11 protein-coding genes are annotated in these 16,970 nt (G+C 41.2%); 6 read left to right on the plus strand and 5 right to left on the minus strand.

The window, feature by feature from the left end:
- Nucleotides 1–5: 5 nt before the first annotated feature.
- The 4 genes from ACHEVO_RS09945 to ACHEVO_RS09960 all read left to right on the plus strand — a co-directional run bounded on the left by ACHEVO_RS09945 (nucleotide 6) and on the right by ACHEVO_RS09960 (nucleotide 9,036).
- On the plus strand, nucleotides 6–6,869 hold the full coding sequence (locus tag ACHEVO_RS09945; protein WP_394124800.1) for an Hpt domain-containing protein: 6,864 nt from the start codon (nucleotides 6–8) through the stop codon (nucleotides 6,867–6,869).
- On the plus strand, nucleotides 6,859–7,854 hold the full coding sequence (locus tag ACHEVO_RS09950) for a chemotaxis protein CheB (RefSeq protein ID WP_394124801.1): 996 nt from the start codon (nucleotides 6,859–6,861) through the stop codon (nucleotides 7,852–7,854). The genes ACHEVO_RS09945 and ACHEVO_RS09950 overlap by 11 nt, the downstream gene beginning before the upstream one ends.
- 17 nt (nucleotides 7,855–7,871) lie before the next feature.
- Complete coding sequence (locus tag ACHEVO_RS09955) at nucleotides 7,872–8,369, plus strand: hypothetical protein (protein ID WP_394124802.1); 498 nt, start codon at nucleotides 7,872–7,874, stop codon at nucleotides 8,367–8,369.
- 139 nt (nucleotides 8,370–8,508) lie between these two features.
- The gene (locus ACHEVO_RS09960) at nucleotides 8,509–9,036 is read left to right on the plus strand and encodes a cytochrome b (RefSeq protein WP_394124803.1); all 528 of its coding nucleotides are present in this window, start codon (nucleotides 8,509–8,511) and stop codon (nucleotides 9,034–9,036) included.
- Nucleotides 9,037–9,121: 85 nt separating this feature from the next.
- Here ACHEVO_RS09960 and minE read toward each other — a convergent pair whose 3' ends face one another.
- From minE to ACHEVO_RS09985, 5 genes are all read right to left on the minus strand, one after another.
- A complete protein-coding gene (gene minE / locus ACHEVO_RS09965) occupies nucleotides 9,122–9,412 on the minus strand; it encodes a cell division topological specificity factor MinE (RefSeq protein ID WP_057762631.1) in 291 nt (96 codons plus the stop codon).
- A gap of 2 nt (nucleotides 9,413–9,414) precedes the next feature.
- Nucleotides 9,415–10,227: a septum site-determining protein MinD gene (gene minD, locus ACHEVO_RS09970; RefSeq protein WP_057761560.1), complete on the minus strand. Its 813-nt coding sequence runs from the start codon at nucleotides 10,225–10,227 to the stop codon at nucleotides 9,415–9,417.
- 289 nt (nucleotides 10,228–10,516) lie between these two features.
- Complete coding sequence (gene minC, locus ACHEVO_RS09975; protein WP_296208120.1) at nucleotides 10,517–11,341, minus strand: septum site-determining protein MinC; 825 nt, start codon at nucleotides 11,339–11,341, stop codon at nucleotides 10,517–10,519.
- Between the two features lie 71 nt (nucleotides 11,342–11,412).
- Nucleotides 11,413–12,510, minus strand: coding sequence for a hypothetical protein (locus tag ACHEVO_RS09980; RefSeq protein WP_394124804.1), 1,098 nt, complete (start codon nucleotides 12,508–12,510; stop codon nucleotides 11,413–11,415).
- 381 nt (nucleotides 12,511–12,891) lie between these two features.
- Nucleotides 12,892–13,854 (minus strand): acyltransferase, encoded by a 963-nt coding sequence (locus ACHEVO_RS09985; protein ID WP_394124805.1) that lies wholly within the window; start codon nucleotides 13,852–13,854, stop codon nucleotides 12,892–12,894.
- A 375-nt stretch (nucleotides 13,855–14,229) separates the two neighbouring features.
- On the opposite strand from ACHEVO_RS09985, the gene ACHEVO_RS09990 reads away from it, so the two are divergent.
- Complete coding sequence (locus ACHEVO_RS09990; RefSeq protein ID WP_057761553.1) at nucleotides 14,230–14,886, plus strand: OmpA family protein; 657 nt, start codon at nucleotides 14,230–14,232, stop codon at nucleotides 14,884–14,886.
- Nucleotides 14,887–15,224: 338 nt separating this feature from the next.
- The gene (locus ACHEVO_RS09995) at nucleotides 15,225–16,685 is read left to right on the plus strand and encodes an imelysin family protein (protein WP_394124806.1); all 1,461 of its coding nucleotides are present in this window, start codon (nucleotides 15,225–15,227) and stop codon (nucleotides 16,683–16,685) included.
- Nucleotides 16,686–16,970 lie beyond the last annotated feature (285 nt).

A 16,970-nucleotide genomic window follows, 5' to 3' on the forward strand; every position in this document is an offset into this window, starting at 1 on the left:
ACCCTATGAAGAAACAGCCCAATGACATAGTGACACTTGAATGGTTACTACCATTATTTAATCAGCAATTATCACAGGTATCTGATGGTTGGCAATTGGGTGAGTCCAATATTGATCATAAGCAACTGACATCACATTATCACCAGATTAGTGGTGCGCTAATCATACTTAACCTTCCTTTGTTGGCAAGTATCGCTAGCAATTTGAGTCAACTTGCAACACTAGCAAGTAACGATGACTTTTCTATCAAAGAGCGTCGTGTAGGCCAGTTTTCTCACCGGTTATTGCAACGTGAGATCAACCAATATGCACGTACAGGAAGTTACCATACTGGCTTAGTCACTAAAGCTACTCATGAACTGACTCGAGCTTTGTCTCAACGAGATATAGAAACTAACTTATCTATAAAAGTTAATGATATTGAGCATGAATATGCTAATAACGAAAATATTATCAATAGTATTGAAGTGGTCGTACCAACGGGTCCAGCTACTTCTACTTTAACCAATGAACAGTATCAGCAGTTGCTACTCGTATGGCGTCAACAAGTACAAGAGTTATTGATCACTAATACAAACCAATCATCTTTACTAAGTACTCTAGAAAAAGTTAGTCAATACTTATGGCAGACTACACATGATAAGGGACTACAGAGACTTTGGTACTTAACTGAACTGTTGCTAAGTGATCTTACTCACAATGAAACACCGATACCTGAGCATTACTCACCATTATTGAGTCAGCTTGATCAAATTATAGAGTCCTATATCTATTCAGATGTGTTGCCTTCAGGTACGATTTTCAGATTGACTACGGAAATATATATAGAACTAAGCTATCTAACTTATAGTAGCAAACGCACTCAATCTATTTTGGATGAAGTAACACGAAATGCAACGACAGCCCCACGTTTTTTACCAAGATTATTGAATGAACTTGAAGAACTTATCTTCAAGCTAGATGAGCCAGATACTTTGGTAATACCTCTAGAACGCATCAAGAGCCAACTTAAAAACCGAGGCTGGACTTATTACGTGTCTCAAGTGGAATCAATTCTTGCAGATTTAGAACAGGCTTTTTCATCCGAAATGGGCTTTGCGCAAGAGCAATGGCAAATTGAACGCAAGCTGCAAGAGTTATATAACGCTATTTATAGTACTGAAAAAACAATTTCACTCAAAATTGGGGGGGCGACTTCTTTTACTACTTTGCCAGATATAACGGATGGCGAAGAGAGCAATTCGATAGGTAAGAGTGAAATTATTCCAACCGATGATGGCATACGTGAGCTGCGAATCGCAGTAGAAGAAATAAAGCAAAGTTTTAATGAGTATATACAGCGTCAAGACATTCTATTAATACCAGCTAATAATGATTTTATTAGTATTGGTCAAGCTTTTGATGATATGGGGCTGCCAGTAATTCGTAAAACAATAGAAGACATAGGTAGCATATTTGAACGATTGAACACTCATCAAATTACGACACCAAGTTGGAGTTTGGTTCAAGCATTGGCTGAGAGCTTAACCTCTATTGAGCTATTACTTGATTACCTCGCACAGCAGGTTTTCGATCAGCAGTTACTTACACTGGCAAATGAACATACAGCCAAAGCAACACAGCTTCTAAATACTTATATTGAAACACCAGAGATGCTTGATCAGACAGTGCCTACTCAAAAACTGTCAGCGAACGATGTTGTGCGTTATGACGATAGTGGTGAGGTTGAACCTATTGTCAATGGAGATGCGGAGCAGGTGGCTAGTCAAAATAGTGTGCATTTATCTAATAATATCGAAAGTGATTTGTTGAAACAGGCTCGTCAGCAAGTCAAACCTGACAGTTTTGAGACTGATGTAGAAATTCATAATATTTTCATTGAAGAAGTGACAGAAGTAATTGCGGATCTCAGAGACTTTTTACCAATTTGGCAGCAAGACTCACAAGATTTGACACCACTGACCGAAGTGCGGAGAGGGTTTCATACTCTAAAAGGTTCAGGTCGTATGGTTGGTGCTTTTAGTATCAGTGAAATAGCATGGTCAATCGAAAATCTACTCAATCGGTTATTGGATAAGACGCTGCCTGTAACAGATGAAATTGTGAGCCTAGTGATTGATACGACAAAAAGCTTACCAACACTGGTAACAGATTTTGAAGCGCAGCGCTTACCAAGCTTTGATCCTGCGATTACTATCTTACAAAGTAGCAATCTAATGCGCCAACAGCCTCTTAATACTGGACTGGTGATAGCTGAACTTGCTCCTAAAGAGATTATGTCGGATGATGCAGAATTAGAAAAGGCATTACTAGAGATCGATGATGCTGATAGCGATTCTAATAACGATATTACCGAGTTGGTTACCGACTCGAATAACAAAGAAGCGAATATCAACGAGCATCTATCTACATTGGAAATTCCAGAAGTTCTTACACCTTTTATTAAAGAAACCAATCAACTACCAGCTGATGCCAACGATGCAGATCTTGATATCAAAGAGATATTTATAGAGGAAGCCAGTGAAGTATTGGCAGAAATTGTGCCATTGTATGAAAGCTGGCAGAAAACACCGAGCGATCTAGAGGGCTTAAAGGATATTCGCCGTGGTTTCCATACCTTAAAAGGTTCGGGTCGCATGGTAGGCGCTAACTATACAGCTGAACTAGCATGGTCTATAGAAAACATGCTTAACCGTGTTTTGGATAACAGTGTCGCTATCTCAGCTGATATGCGTCAGTTGATTATAGATGTACTGGCAGCTTACCCCAAGATGCTTGTAGCATTTGAACAGGGTACTCAAGACTATCCAGCTGTAGTTCCAGTGTGGATTGCGTGTGCTGATGCATATAGCAAACAGCAGGGTAATGGATTTAGCTATTCTACTTTGTTTGCACAATCAGTAGATAGTTCTATAGATGAGATGGAAGAAACGAAGCCATGGCCTGATACGGCTAATACTGGCAATGCTTACGATGACAACAGTAATGAAGCAATAGATTCTACCTTACAGACCTTTCATTCAGTTAACGAAAGAATGGCTGAGGCAGCGGTTGTTCTTACTCCTCAAAGCGAGGAAGAGAAAGTATTTTGTAAGATATTTATTGATGAAGCAGAAGAGTTGCTTGATCGTATCGAACAGTTTGTCAAAGACAACAGAGAGCAACATTGTATAGAAATCACAGATGAAATCGTACGCGCATTCCATACTTTGCGTGGCGCCTCTGGTTCTAGTGCTTTGGCCGCTATCAGCGAAGTCAGTGCAACTATTGAACATAGCCTAGAGTTATTACAGCAGCAGGATACTGGGATGAATGCTCAACACCTAGAGGCGTTGGCTCAGTCAGCGAAACTAATAGATGGCTATTTAAATAATTATAAACAAAATACAGAACAGCATGATGTATCAGTAGAGAACAAGGATTCGCAAAGTCAACAAGATATAGCATCATTACAAGCAATGCTAGACGAACAATATGTTGTCAGTGATACTACCGTGATGACAGATAGGAAGCCGTCGATAGAAGAGCTATTAGATAGTAATATTGATGCCTTGTTAGATGCTGAATGGGAATTGGAAGATGCACTTAACCATACTGAAATAGAGCATGTCCAGAGCTATGTAGAGCAGCAAGTTTCACAAATAGCTGCTCTCATGGAAAAGGCGCAAGCATTTCCAAAATTTGTCACAATCCTTGATGAACTTGGCAACACATACCGTTATTTGAGTAATTATATCGATAAGGCTCAAGATAAAGACATTCAAGCAATATTACATGCAGGTCACGCTCAACTGATAGGCTTGTTCGATGCTTTAGCCGGAAGTACCTCCTTAAAAATAGATAAACAAGTCATTGATGAGCTACGAAGTATTTATCAAGAAAGGGATGAAAACGAAGACGTTGGTTTTATCGTTAGAGCCGTTCCAGCACCTGAGCTACAGTTTGAGACTATTGATACTGATATCGAGCTGTTAGAAATATTTTTAGAAGAAGCACAAGAGCTTGATACTGCACTAGATGAAAGCTTTAATAAGTGGCGTGCCGATATCACAAATACCAATGCTCTAAAGGTTCTACAGCGCCATTTGCACACGATCAAAGGCGGTGCACGGATGGCTGGTATCCGTAGTATTGGTGATTTGACCCATGAAGCAGAAAGTGTCTATGAGTCGTTTGTAGAGAACCGAAGAGCGCCAACCGCGCAGTGGCTTGAAATCATGCAAATGGTGCAAGACACGATGTCACTGCAAGTGATGCATATTGTGAGTCATAAGAAATCTTTCTTTACTCCAGAGCTGATTGAACAGTTGCGCCAGCTTGAAAAAGCGAAAACGTTACCAGAGGTAGTCGATTTAGTCATACCAGTACCAAAAAATCATTTTGAACCTACAGAGCGTAGTATTGCTGCCAATGTTGTTGACAGTGATAATGAGGTATTGAGTACCCTAAGTCTGGATAGCATGATTAAACAATCATGGGCTAACGGACTCCCTGATCCTGATATATTAGCAGTATTTTTGGAAGAGGCAGAAGAGCTTACCAATCGTAATAAGTATCTGCACTTGTTCTTAAAAGACACGAGTAATACCACAGCGTTACAAGCGCTCCAACGTGACTTACATACCATAAAGGGTGGCGCACGCATGGTCACTGCCTCTGGTATTGCTGACTTAGCTCACGAAATGGAATCAGTTTATACGGACTTTGTTAGTAATCGACGTCCAGCCACTAAAAAAGTATTAGAGTTGCTGGTTGCAAGTCATGACTGGCTAGCTGATGCAGTATTTATTCTTCAACAACATGTTAATCCACCGACGCCTACGCTGTTAATTGAAGCGTTGGAGCAGTTTGGTAGAAACCCTGATAGCCTAAAAACGATACCTAAAGAGTCTCTACAAGCCCAGCGTGAAGCAATCTTGATTGCCAAGGAAAACCAAGATTCGCAGTATCTTGCAAAAGATATCAGTGAAATGCCGTCTATGCTTAGAGATATTCATGAGGAAGATCAGAGCGCTAGTAGCAATGAGATGATTCGTATCTCAGGTGGTTTGATTGAGCACATGATTAACTTGTCTGGTGAGTCAGCGATTAACCGTGCTCGTATCGATATGGGTATCAGTAGTCTAACAAACAGTATCGAAGAGATGGGTACGACAGTACAACGCTTGGCAGATCAGCTACGTCGTATGGAGATCGAGCTAGAAGCACAAATTTTGTCTCAGATAGATGAGGAACTCATCGATAATGAAGACTTTGACCCTCTCGAGATGGATCAATACTCATCTTTGAATCAGCTGTCTAAATCTTTAACAGAGTCGGCCTCAGATTTGGTTGATATTAACCATACATTATTAGAAAAGACCCGTGATAGTGAAAGCCTGTTGCTACAGTTATCTCGTACCCAGACGGAATTGCAAGATGGTTTGATGAATTCACGTATGGTGCCATTTACGCGCTTGACACCACGTCTGGAACGTATCGTACGTCAAACAGCTAACGAGCTTAATAAGTCTGTTGAACTGACCATCATTAATGCTGATGATGAGATGGATAGAACCATCCTAGAGCGCATTACGTCACCGCTTGAGCATATGTTACGTAATGCTGTCGACCATGGTATTGAAACCACGTCAACCCGTCTGAAGTCAGGCAAAGAGCGTAGTGGCCGTATTACCCTTGAAGTCCGTCGTGAAGGTAGTGAAATCGTCATTCAATTAACAGATGATGGACGAGGTATTGATGTTGAAGCAGTACGTAGTAAAGCCATCTCTCAGGGTCTAATTGATGCAGACGATAATAGTCTGTCAGACATTGATATTATGCAATATATTTTCAACGCTGGATTGAGTACTAGTAAGCAAGTAACTCAGATTTCTGGACGTGGCGTTGGTATGGACGTTGTTATTAGTGAGATTCGCCAACTAGGTGGGGCGGTATCCGTCGTCTCAGAGTTGGGTAAAGGCTCAAGTTTCACAATGCGCCTACCATTGACGGTAGCCGTGTCGGACGCGTTGGTTGTTCGTGCTGCAGATCGCTACTATGCAATTCCATTGGTACAGATTGAGCGCGTGGTTCGAGTGAATCCAGAGAAGCTCTATGACTATTATCAATCAAATGATGCCACATTGAATTTTGAAGACACTGAGTATCGAGTACGTTATCTAAATGAAATTTTATCAGGCAATAAGTTGAATGAGTTGGTCGTAAATACCAATACCAGCTTACCGCTTATCATTATTAAAAACCGTACCGGACAGAATATTGCTTTGCAAGTGGATCAGATTGCAGGTTCGCGCATAGAAGTTGTTGTTAAACCTTTAGGCCAACAGTTATCAAATATTCCAGGGGTTTCAGCTGCTACTATCATGGGTGATGGCTCGGTCATGCTCATCTTAGATCTGATTGCTCTTATGCGTAATGCGCAATTGGTCAAGAATATTACGAAAGCTGCTGATGCTAAAAGAGGTCGTATAGAGTCTAAATCTACCATTCTAGTTGTCGATGATTCAGTGACAGTGCGTAAAGTAACCTCACGTTTCTTAGAGCGCCAAGGGTTCAATGTGGCCGTCGCTAAAGATGGTATTGACGCAATTGAGATATTGCAGGATATGACACCAGATATGATTTTGCTTGATATCGAAATGCCTCGTATGGACGGCTTCGAGGTTGCCACTCAAGTCAGACATAACAATCGTTTAAAGCAAATTCCAATTATTATGATAACGTCACGTACTGGCGAAAAGCATCGTGAGCGTGCCTTGGAGATTGGTGTGAATGACTATATGGGTAAACCATTCCAAGAAAAAGAGCTGCTTGATAAAATGCAAAAATTACTAGGTGAAGGGGTAAGCCTGACTAATGAAGGATAATGCACGTGTTTTAGCGCTGCGAAAAAAAAATAGAAACGATATTAAAGTGATGGTGGTGGCAGAAGATCACCGCCAGCGCATGGCTTTTTCAGATACAGTCCGTGGGTTCGGCTTTATACTAGTCGGCTGTGTGTCACGAGCACAGTGGCAGGAGAAGTGCGAACTTTCTAATTCAGCTATCGATATTTGGCTGATAGACAGTGATTATGATGACAGTGTGGCAATAGCGACGGTGGCATCCAAACCAGCAGCAGTACTGGTTGGCTTCAGTCAAGCACCGTATCTAAATGAATCCCAAGAATATGCAAAGTGGCAACGTAAGTTAAAGCGTAAATTTGCCCAATTGCTTGACTTGCCAATATTGGTAGATGCTCCAGCTTACAAGAGTGCTGATACTGACTGGCATTATGTCGTATTTTTGGGTGCTTCTATGGGTGGCCCTAGTGCAGTTAAAGAGTTTTTAGATAACGTACCAGCCACACTACCAATTTGTATTTTATTGGCACATCATTTTAATCAGGCTATGATTGGTACGTTGCCCCGCATACTTAATCGTCATAATGACTGGCGCTGTAAGATTATCGCTTCTTCACAGCGGCTACGAGCAGGAGAGTGTCTGATAGTACCTATTGATAAGCAGGTTGTCTGTGATTCAACAGGTCGCGTGATACTATTGGATCAAGATTGGCATGGTGAATATAAGCCTGCAATCGGGCAGCTGCTCAAAAATACCAGTGATGTTCATGGTAGCGAGCTTATTAATATTATATTTTCAGGTATGGGTAATGATGGCTCTCAGTATCTAGACTTAATCCAAGACAATAACAGTCAATTATGGGCACAAGATCCGAGCTTGAGCGCATGTCCAAGTCAACCTCAGGCTATCATTGACTCAGGGTATTGCAACTTTGTTGGTAGCCCTACCGATTTAGCAAAAAAACTAACCGATTACATTGGTGAAAGGGCAGCTAGCCGTTCACATTAACTTATTGCGAGTGACGTATGACACAAATTTTGAAACATTCGTTTGAGGCTGTGAGTCTGTTGACTACCAACAACGGTATGCTTGACGTCACTATTGTTCCAGCCGTTAACCAGCCGGACTGGATCATTCCAAGTAGCCTAATTTTGAGTGTGGATGAGCTCCAACAGCAGGTTTCTAGATACGACTGGCAACAACAAAATTTGGCTGTAGTTAATTTGCTACTGCAAGATCAAGCTCCAGACAAAATGATTGTTTTGGAAGGTAATACGACTAATCACCGATTTGCCTTACAGACGGCAGGTAATTTGCGTCAGCTGCAAGCACGAATTTCTGAAGTGAAAGATGTAGAGACACCGGAACAGTTTAGTACTACCAATGGCGAAGATAGGGAAGAGTATTTTGATAAAAATGACGTCTCATCCTACCTATATCAAACAGTGATGATTGATGACGAAATCTATTTAGTGCCAGATTTGGATAAAATTGCCCATCACCTGATTGATTTAGATGGCTAGATTCTCACCTGTATTTAAGGTATTCTCCATTCTATAAATAGTAAGCCAGTAACGTTAATGACTTCATCCGTTGAAGAGTTATTAACTGGCTTATAAAATTGATTAGAGATAATTCCTGATAAAGGTAGTAGAGTCACTCATGAATAATGCCAACTCGAATATATCAAAGTGGTCGGTTAGTAGCCGTATTTTTCATTGGATTAGTGCAGCCTTACTGTTAGTCACATGGCTAATGATACTGCTATATGAGAATTTAGATAGCAATCTGTTTATTGGATATCATAAAGCGTTCGGCGTGAGCTTATTATTTTGGATGATTGCCCGAGTCATCAACCGCGTTTTTACCAAGGTGCCACCACCGTTAGCCATGCCAAAATGGCAAATGCTCATATCTCAGCTGTCACATTTTGCTCTCTATGCCATACTGATTGCTATGCCACTGGTTGGCTTATTGATGGCAGTATATGGCGGTCGACCAGTTGATATTTTTGGTATCTTTCAGATCCCTGTATTCGTGACCCCAGATAGAAGTTTGGCTCGTTTTTATAATAACTTGCATACTGAGATTATCTGGCCAACGATTATTGGTTTTACGGTCTTGCATATAGCAGCCGCGTTATACCATCAGTTTGTCAAAAAAGACAATCTTATTGCCCGTATGAAATAATCTATAATCGATCAACATTAAAAAGCCCCAAGTATCAAACTTGGGGCTTTTTTTATTCATTGTAGAAATACGTACTGTTAGAACGTTATTTCTTATGCTCAGGCAAATTAATATTCATCTCTAACACATCTAAGCTGTCTTCAGAACGATGGTTGATATTGACATCATCAATCTGCACACCGTTAACGTATTTGTTCACGACTTCTAAGATTTCACGTTTCATTTTTTCGATACGATCAACCGTTAAGCGATTGTTCAATCTGTTTTCGCTAGCAACGATAACTTTTAAACGCTCAGTTGCTAAATTTGCGCTACCTGCGTTACTGTTGTCGTCAGTACCAAATAGGCTACTCCAAAATCCTTTTTTCTTAGTCATCATTATCCCCCAAACCAGCGCTGTAATAGACTCTTTTTCTTCACGTCAATATGACGTAGTGGACGCTCTTCACCCAAGAAACGGGCGACAATGTCTTCATAACATTGACCAGCAACAGAGTCGGTATAATGAATAACTGGTTCGCCATGGTTGGACGCTTCAAGCACTGAATGGCTTTCAGGAACAACCCCAAGTAGTGGAACTTTTAGAATATCATTTGAGATAGTATCGATATCCATCATCTCATTGGCAGCCGCACGTTCAGGATTATAACGAGTGATAATCAAATGCTCACGAACAGTACCTTGGTTCTCTTCTACCTTTTTCGTCTGACTTTGCAGAATACCGATGATTCTATCTGAGTCACGCACTGAAGAGATCTCAGGGTTAGTAACAATAATAGCTTCATCCGCATGATACATCGCTAACTGTGCACCGCGCTCGATACCGGCAGGTGAGTCACAAATAATATAGTCAAACTGCTTTGAGAGTTCAGCCATTACCTCTGATACCCCTTCGTCTGTCAATGCGTCTTTATCACGCGTTTGACTGGCGGGCAGGATATACAGGTTTTCAAGCTGTTTGTCTTTGACAAGTGCTTGCGACAAGCGCGCGTTTCCAGTGATGACATCTACGAAGTCATAAACAATTCTGTTTTCGCAACCCATGATTAAGTCTAGATTACGTAGACCTACATCAAAGTCGATAACAACTGTTTTATAGCCACGTAACGCCAAACCAGCGGCAAAAGAAGCACTTGTCGTGGTTTTACCCACACCGCCTTTACCTGAAGTGATTACAACTATCTTCGCCACAATGGCACACTCCTATGAATCAATGGGATATCTTTTATATAAATAGCAAAATTACATGTTATTTACCTAACATATATATACTATCTTCGAAGCTAGCCTAGCATAAATAAACAAAAATTTATAGCAGCTCGATACTAAAGCAGAAAAACAACCTATGTATCGCTCAATTAGCCTTTCTGCGTGGTATTAGTAGGGTTATAACTATGCTTTTTGGCTTGTCGAATAGAGCAGCTTAACTACCTTAGTTTTCTATAAAGTCACTTCACGGTGTATTATTTTTAATGGTGTCTTAAGCTTCATCCATCACGGTAAACACTAAGCCTTCGCCTTCTACAAATTTTACTTGCACGGACTTGTCGATAACATGCTCAGGTAAATTGTCTCGTAAGCAATATGTCCCTGCTACTGACACCAATGACGGATTAAAGACTTGGCAGAATATACGGGCATCTTTATCACCTGTTGCGCCTGCCACCAAACGCCCTTGTGCACGGCCATATACATGCAAGCTATTGTCAGTAATCGCTTCAGCGCCGCTATTAATACTACTGGTCAAAATCAAGTCGCCGCCAACGTGATTGAGGCTTTGTCCTGAACGCAGCATTTGATCATAGATTAAGCTAGTAATATGCTGAGTACTTACCAACGTCTCGGTGGGCATATTAGATAGTGTGGTTTCAGTGGCAGGTTCGCTCGTGGTAGAAGCATTATCGACTTTGTTAGCACTAACTGCTTCAGCGTTGTCATTCTCTGCTGATAGTTGGGTAGGAACGGGGGCTTTTTTACTTGGTAATATACGCTCAATACGCTTACCATCTGCTGGGAATATCGCTAAGCGCTGCTCACGTGCTTGCGCATCAAGCATACCTGTCACCACGCCAATAGGCTGCAATCCCCATGCCCATAACAGCTCTACTAGTGCTGATAAATCCTGCTCAACGTCACTATCAATAAGGATAGGAATATTGCTCGATTTATTGCTGAGCGTTTCAGTTAGCTGAGCTTCTATAGCTGCTAGATCGCTTGTACTAAACTGTACGCGTGAAAACGTCAGCATCTTGCCGTAGAAAGCTAGCGCTGGTGCAGTCTGGTTATCGTTAGCTGAAACTGTCATATACAAACCCTTAAAAATAATTCTGTCACGGTATTATGTCTCTTATTACATCATGCTATTAGATAGCTAAACTATAGATTTAGCATATCTTGGTGCTTCCATTGCTGCACTTTTACTTGCGCTTCAAACGCAGTCAAACTGTCATCAATGATACTAGAAATTAAAGTATCTAGCGCTGTATTATTGGTATCTATTTGCGCAATACCGCTAGCAATTTCCATCATTAATATATCCAAGCGCTTAGGGTCTAAAAGTCGCTTGTTTAATGCATTGACGACATTCTCACCGATATTGTGCCCAACGTGATGTAGCTGTGACTCAATCAGGCTGCCCGCAATAGGTATCATGCGTAGATAGCGGCGCAACTCAGGAGTGTTGGCCAATCCTTCTTCAATAGCATTGCCCATTTCGCTAGCCAATATACTGCCACCACCTGATGAGGCGGTTAGTTCTTGCAGCTTCGGTGCAAGCTCTGTACGCAGTACGGACAATACGGCCGCTTCAATTTCATTTCGATTTTTTGCAATCGTCGACTCAATGAATGATTTATGTGTGTCTGAACTGGTTAGCTCTTGCCGAAAGTTTTGTATCGCGGTCAAAATAACGCGATCAGAGAGCTCTTCTAACAGTAGGTCAATGTAGAACTTGATTCGGTTGATCCACGACTGCGGTAGCACTTGATAACCAAGCTGATATAGACGTCGTCCGATAACGACCGCTCGCAGCAGTCGCAAAGCACGTAGCTGCGGAAAACAGCCTAATACTTCGTACCAATGAACGAATGGGAAAAAGAACCAGCGATAATAGACTTTTTGTTTGATGGCAACCGCCCAGCGCAATAGCAACTCAACGACCAAAAAGATAGTAAAAAAACCTCCAGCAGTACGTAGAGGATCATGTAGAGTGCTTTGATACCAATTGAGCGCTTCACTGATGGTTAGCCATTCTGCAGCATTACTACTAAAATTGCTCATCAAAATAGCATCGATACTGATCAATAGCAGATCAATACTGATGGCAATAATCATGACGATATCGTAAGTGAGCTTAAAGCGACTCGGCTTTGGATGGTTCGGTTTTGGTGGCTCATCACTTATTGGATAAGGAGGCTGACTCAAAACAGATTCGGTAGCTAACGGCGAGCTAGTAGTAGAGGTGGGCACAGTCATACCTTATAAGTAATAAATGGCACAAAAAATGGGTAAGAGTTCGATATTTACTACTATTTACTATTAAAGTAGACATCGAAAATCTATGAGTTCATGATTAGTCACATTATCAATGAATAAGGCTAAAAAACAACCCATCTTTGATTAAAATTTACTTATGATGCATGGCTGTTTTAACAGTAGGCATCATAAGTAAGATATGACTATTGTGACATTTGTACCCGCAACTTTGTTGTCCAATAACTTTTTATCTCGTGCTCGATGTTTATTACATCAACGTTTGTTACATCGATATTTACTACTTAGTACGCTTGCATAGACTGTGCTTGGTATTTTATAAGGTCTAACAGTCAGCCAGTTTAGTATTGCTGAGCATCTTTGTTAGGCATCTTGCGCTTTAGGATTGGTTTCAAAATCTGCCAACATAGTGCTAATACGTTCATCTTTTTGACGCCACACTTGTTCGACCCAGTCGAACATTTGAGCTTTTGTATCCTTGTCATTTTCGTAGCCACCTTGCTTGATACTTTCGAACAACGCATCTGGTATGTCGATGTAGCGCAAGTCAACGCCCAAACGTTTAATATTGCCTTTCCAAAGGTCCCCGTAGCTTGGCACACCATCAGGATATACGATTGTCATGTCTAATATGCCATCGATATCTTCACCTAGTGCGCTGATAGCCAATGATAATCCGCCTGCACGAGGTTTTAATAAGTGCGTATAGGGCGATTTTTGCTGAGCTTGTTTGGCTTTGGTAAAACGAGTACCTTCCAAATAATTTAATAAGGTAAAAGGTTTGTCTTTTAATAGGGCGCAGGCACGTTTGGCTTCTTCGATGTCTTTGCCTTTTAGCGCAGGGTTTTTGGCGACGGCCTCTTTTGAGTGTCGGCGCATCATTGGAAAATCTAAAAAGTAAAAAGCTTGACCAACGATAGGGATATAAATCAGCTCAAACTTGGTAAAAAATCGCGTAAGTGGCAAGCGCTTTTCGCCAATATATTGCACGATGCTGGTATCAACCCATGATTGGTGGTTGCTCACCAGTAGGTATTTACCATTGGTATGAATATCGTCCGGTAGGTTGATACGCCAATCTTTGCGAGGCAACATGTTATCGATTAAAGCACTGTTGCTACTGATCCAGTGAGTAGCAATTTTGATGACAGCTTTGTCTGCAATAGAGGCACCAGTAATGACCTTACCGACGCCCATTAGCCATAAAGGAATACTACCACCGAAGCTATTGGCGGCGATGACACCAGTGGCTGTTGCAAGCGACACAGCTTTGCCCAATTTAGGCGAACGTTTATGCATTTTTCGAATGGTAGATGTCAATCGCATGCTCAATCCTTTTCAGTCTATCTGATTAATAATAAGCCGTATGTCGCTGAATCTGTCCTAGTCAAGTCAGGAATATTATGAACGTAAAGCTTTAAGTCATGACTATTTAAAGCCGACAAGTTCAGCGATATAATTTTAGCAGAAACATGTTGTAGTGTACGGTTGTAAACGTGACTAGTGGTAGCAAGGCGCGAAGGTTTGACCTATAAAATCATTGAAATATAACCTGCACTTCTCATACATAGGTATGACAAAATATTACACAGAGATAGGTTGTAGTTGCCATAATAATGGGGAATGTAGATAAGTACTTAAAAAAGATTAATGGACAATCTTTATAAAAAGCACGATTTTTTAAACTTAAGAGGAAATATTATGCGTAATACTTTAATGATTGCAGCAGTAGCATCAGGTCTAGCACTTAGCGGTTGTACAACAGATCCAAACACTGGACAACAGCGTCTAAATAAAGCTGCTTTAGGTGGTTTAGTTGGTGCAGCAGGTGGTGCAACTATTTCAAAAGCAACAGGCGGCGACAAAACTGGTCGTGATGCGGCTATCGGCGCAGCACTAGGTGCAGGCGTTGGTTACTACATGGAGCGTCAAGCTCGTCAGCTTGAGCAGCAAATGGCTGGTACAGGCGTAACTGTTGAGCAGAACCCAACCACTGGTAACATTGATTTGGTTATGCCAGGTAGCATCACGTTCTCATTTGATGATGCAACCCTTAGCTCATCATTCAAGCCAACGCTTGATAAGCTTGCGTCAACGATGAACCAGTACAACCAAAACACAATTACTATCGCTGGTCACACTGATAGCAAAGGTTCAGCATCTTATAACATGGGTCTGTCACGTGATCGTGCTTACTCAGTTGCTAACTACTTAACAGCTCGCGGTGTTGCTTCAAACCGTGTAAACGTTGTTGCTTACGGCGAGTCACGTCCAATCGCAGACAACAACACTGAATATGGCCGTGGTCAAAACCGCCGTGTTGAGTTAACAGTTAACGCACCACAGAGCGTAAACTAATAAATAGCTATATAGCTATTAAGTATGTGCTAGATATTTGAGCACATATATTTCAAAAAGAGTCAGCAATATGCTGGCTCTTTTTTTATGTTTTCAGTTTGAATAAAACATCGATTATTGATAGATATAGTTAATATTAAATTAAATATTGATAATGATTATCAATAACACTATAATTTGTCAGTGTTTGCTATTGATACAATATTAAACGTCTTATCGTGCGCACTGAGAGTCAATGTGCATGGCTAAGATAGCCTGCTGTAACATGGCTTGATTATCAAAATAATTGAGGCTACTTAACCAAAACGAATTTTTTGCTATATTTCTTGAGGATATGTATGACGATTACCACAGTAACGAGCCGTAAGCTTTTACCAACTACTTTAGCTGTTGCACTTGCAGGATTGTTAATGGTGTCGGGCTGTACAAAGCAAGCCGATGAAGACACCAATGCTGCGACAGAAACGCAAACAGAAGTAGCAAACACAGAGACGGCTGATAATACAGAGATGACTGCTGCCGAAAAAGCACATATTGATAGATTGATTATCAGTTATGCAAATATGGCACACGCCGCTTATAAAGACTCGTTGGATACGGCTAAAGCGCTACAAACTGCGGTAGAAACTTACGTAGCCACCCCAACACAAGAGAACCTTGATGCTGCAAAAGCTGCCTATAAAGCAGCACGTCAACCGTATTCACAAACTGAGATTTTCCGTTTTGATGAAGGCTTTGTGACTACTAATGACAAACGTGTTATCAACAGCATCGATAGCTGGGAAGGGCAGATCAATGCTTGGCCACTTGATGAAGCATTGATTGATTATGTTGGTGATGACTATGAAGGCGAATATAACAGCCAAGAGAATATCATCAATAGCGATAGTATTACTGTCGGTAGTATCAAGCAAGATACCAGTACGATTACGCCTGAGCTACTCGCAGAAATGAATGAAATCGGTGGTAGTGAAGCTAATGTAACGACTGGCTATCATGCGATTGAATTTATGCTGTGGGGTCAAGACAACAATGGCGTAAAAGAAGGTGCAGGTAATCGCCCAGTCACTGACTATGCGACTGAAGCCGGACAGTGTACTAGTGGTGAGACCGTCAATGAAGATGCCAGTATCTGTGAGCGCCGTGGTGAATTCTTAACTGCTGCAACTCAACTATTGGTCGATGATTTGACCGCGATGGAAGCTCAGTGGCAGCCTGATACTGAAAATACCTTACGTAGTGATTTGATAGCGCGCAAATATGACAATGGTCTGCGCCAAATTATGTATCAAATGGGTAGCCTAGCATTAGGTGAGCTTGCTTCTGAGCGTATGCAGGTCGCTTTTGTTACTGGTTCTACTGAAGATGAGCACGAATGCTTTAGTGATTTAACTCATTTGAGCTATGCCAATAATGCGCGCGGTATCCAAAACGTCTTTAATGGTAGCTATACAACAGTCGCTGGTAAAACAGTGGGCGGCTACGGTATCAAAGACTATCTAACGGATAACGGCCATACAGAAGCTGCTGATAAATTGGCTGCTGAATTCAACAAAGTAGAAGGCGCGTTCAACGTTATCGTTGAAAAAGGCGAAAAAGACGGCATCAAGATTGACCAGATGATTGCAACTGTCGGTCAAGCCAGTCAAGAAGGTATCTCTGCTGAAGAACAAAACGTCCGTCGTGGATGGGTTGAAGCGGGCATCACTAGCTTACAAGAGCTGACGGCCAGTATCGAAAATGCTGCAAAAGCCGTTGGAATTGATAATCTAGATGCAGATGCAGGGTCACAGTTTTAAGGAAAATTTAAGCTAGCGGCCCTTATTTAAAAGCCTTTAATGAGCTTTGAGACGTTTTATTAGTCGTTATAGGTCAGTAACCGCTGTTTATTAGATACTTAGATTAGATATAATACGTGCGTTGTCAGCCACCGTTGGCAACGCATTTTTACGAGCATTAAATGAGCCAATTGGCTGGTGTACCGTCTCATTATATGTCGATAAGCAATGATTGTGACGACATATAATGAGATGGTATGACAAAATTTTCATGGTTCTACTCTAGCGCTAAGGCAATTAATTTCT

The organism is Psychrobacter nivimaris, from assembly GCF_043419765.1.
GTDB lineage: Bacteria > Pseudomonadota > Gammaproteobacteria > Pseudomonadales > Moraxellaceae > Psychrobacter.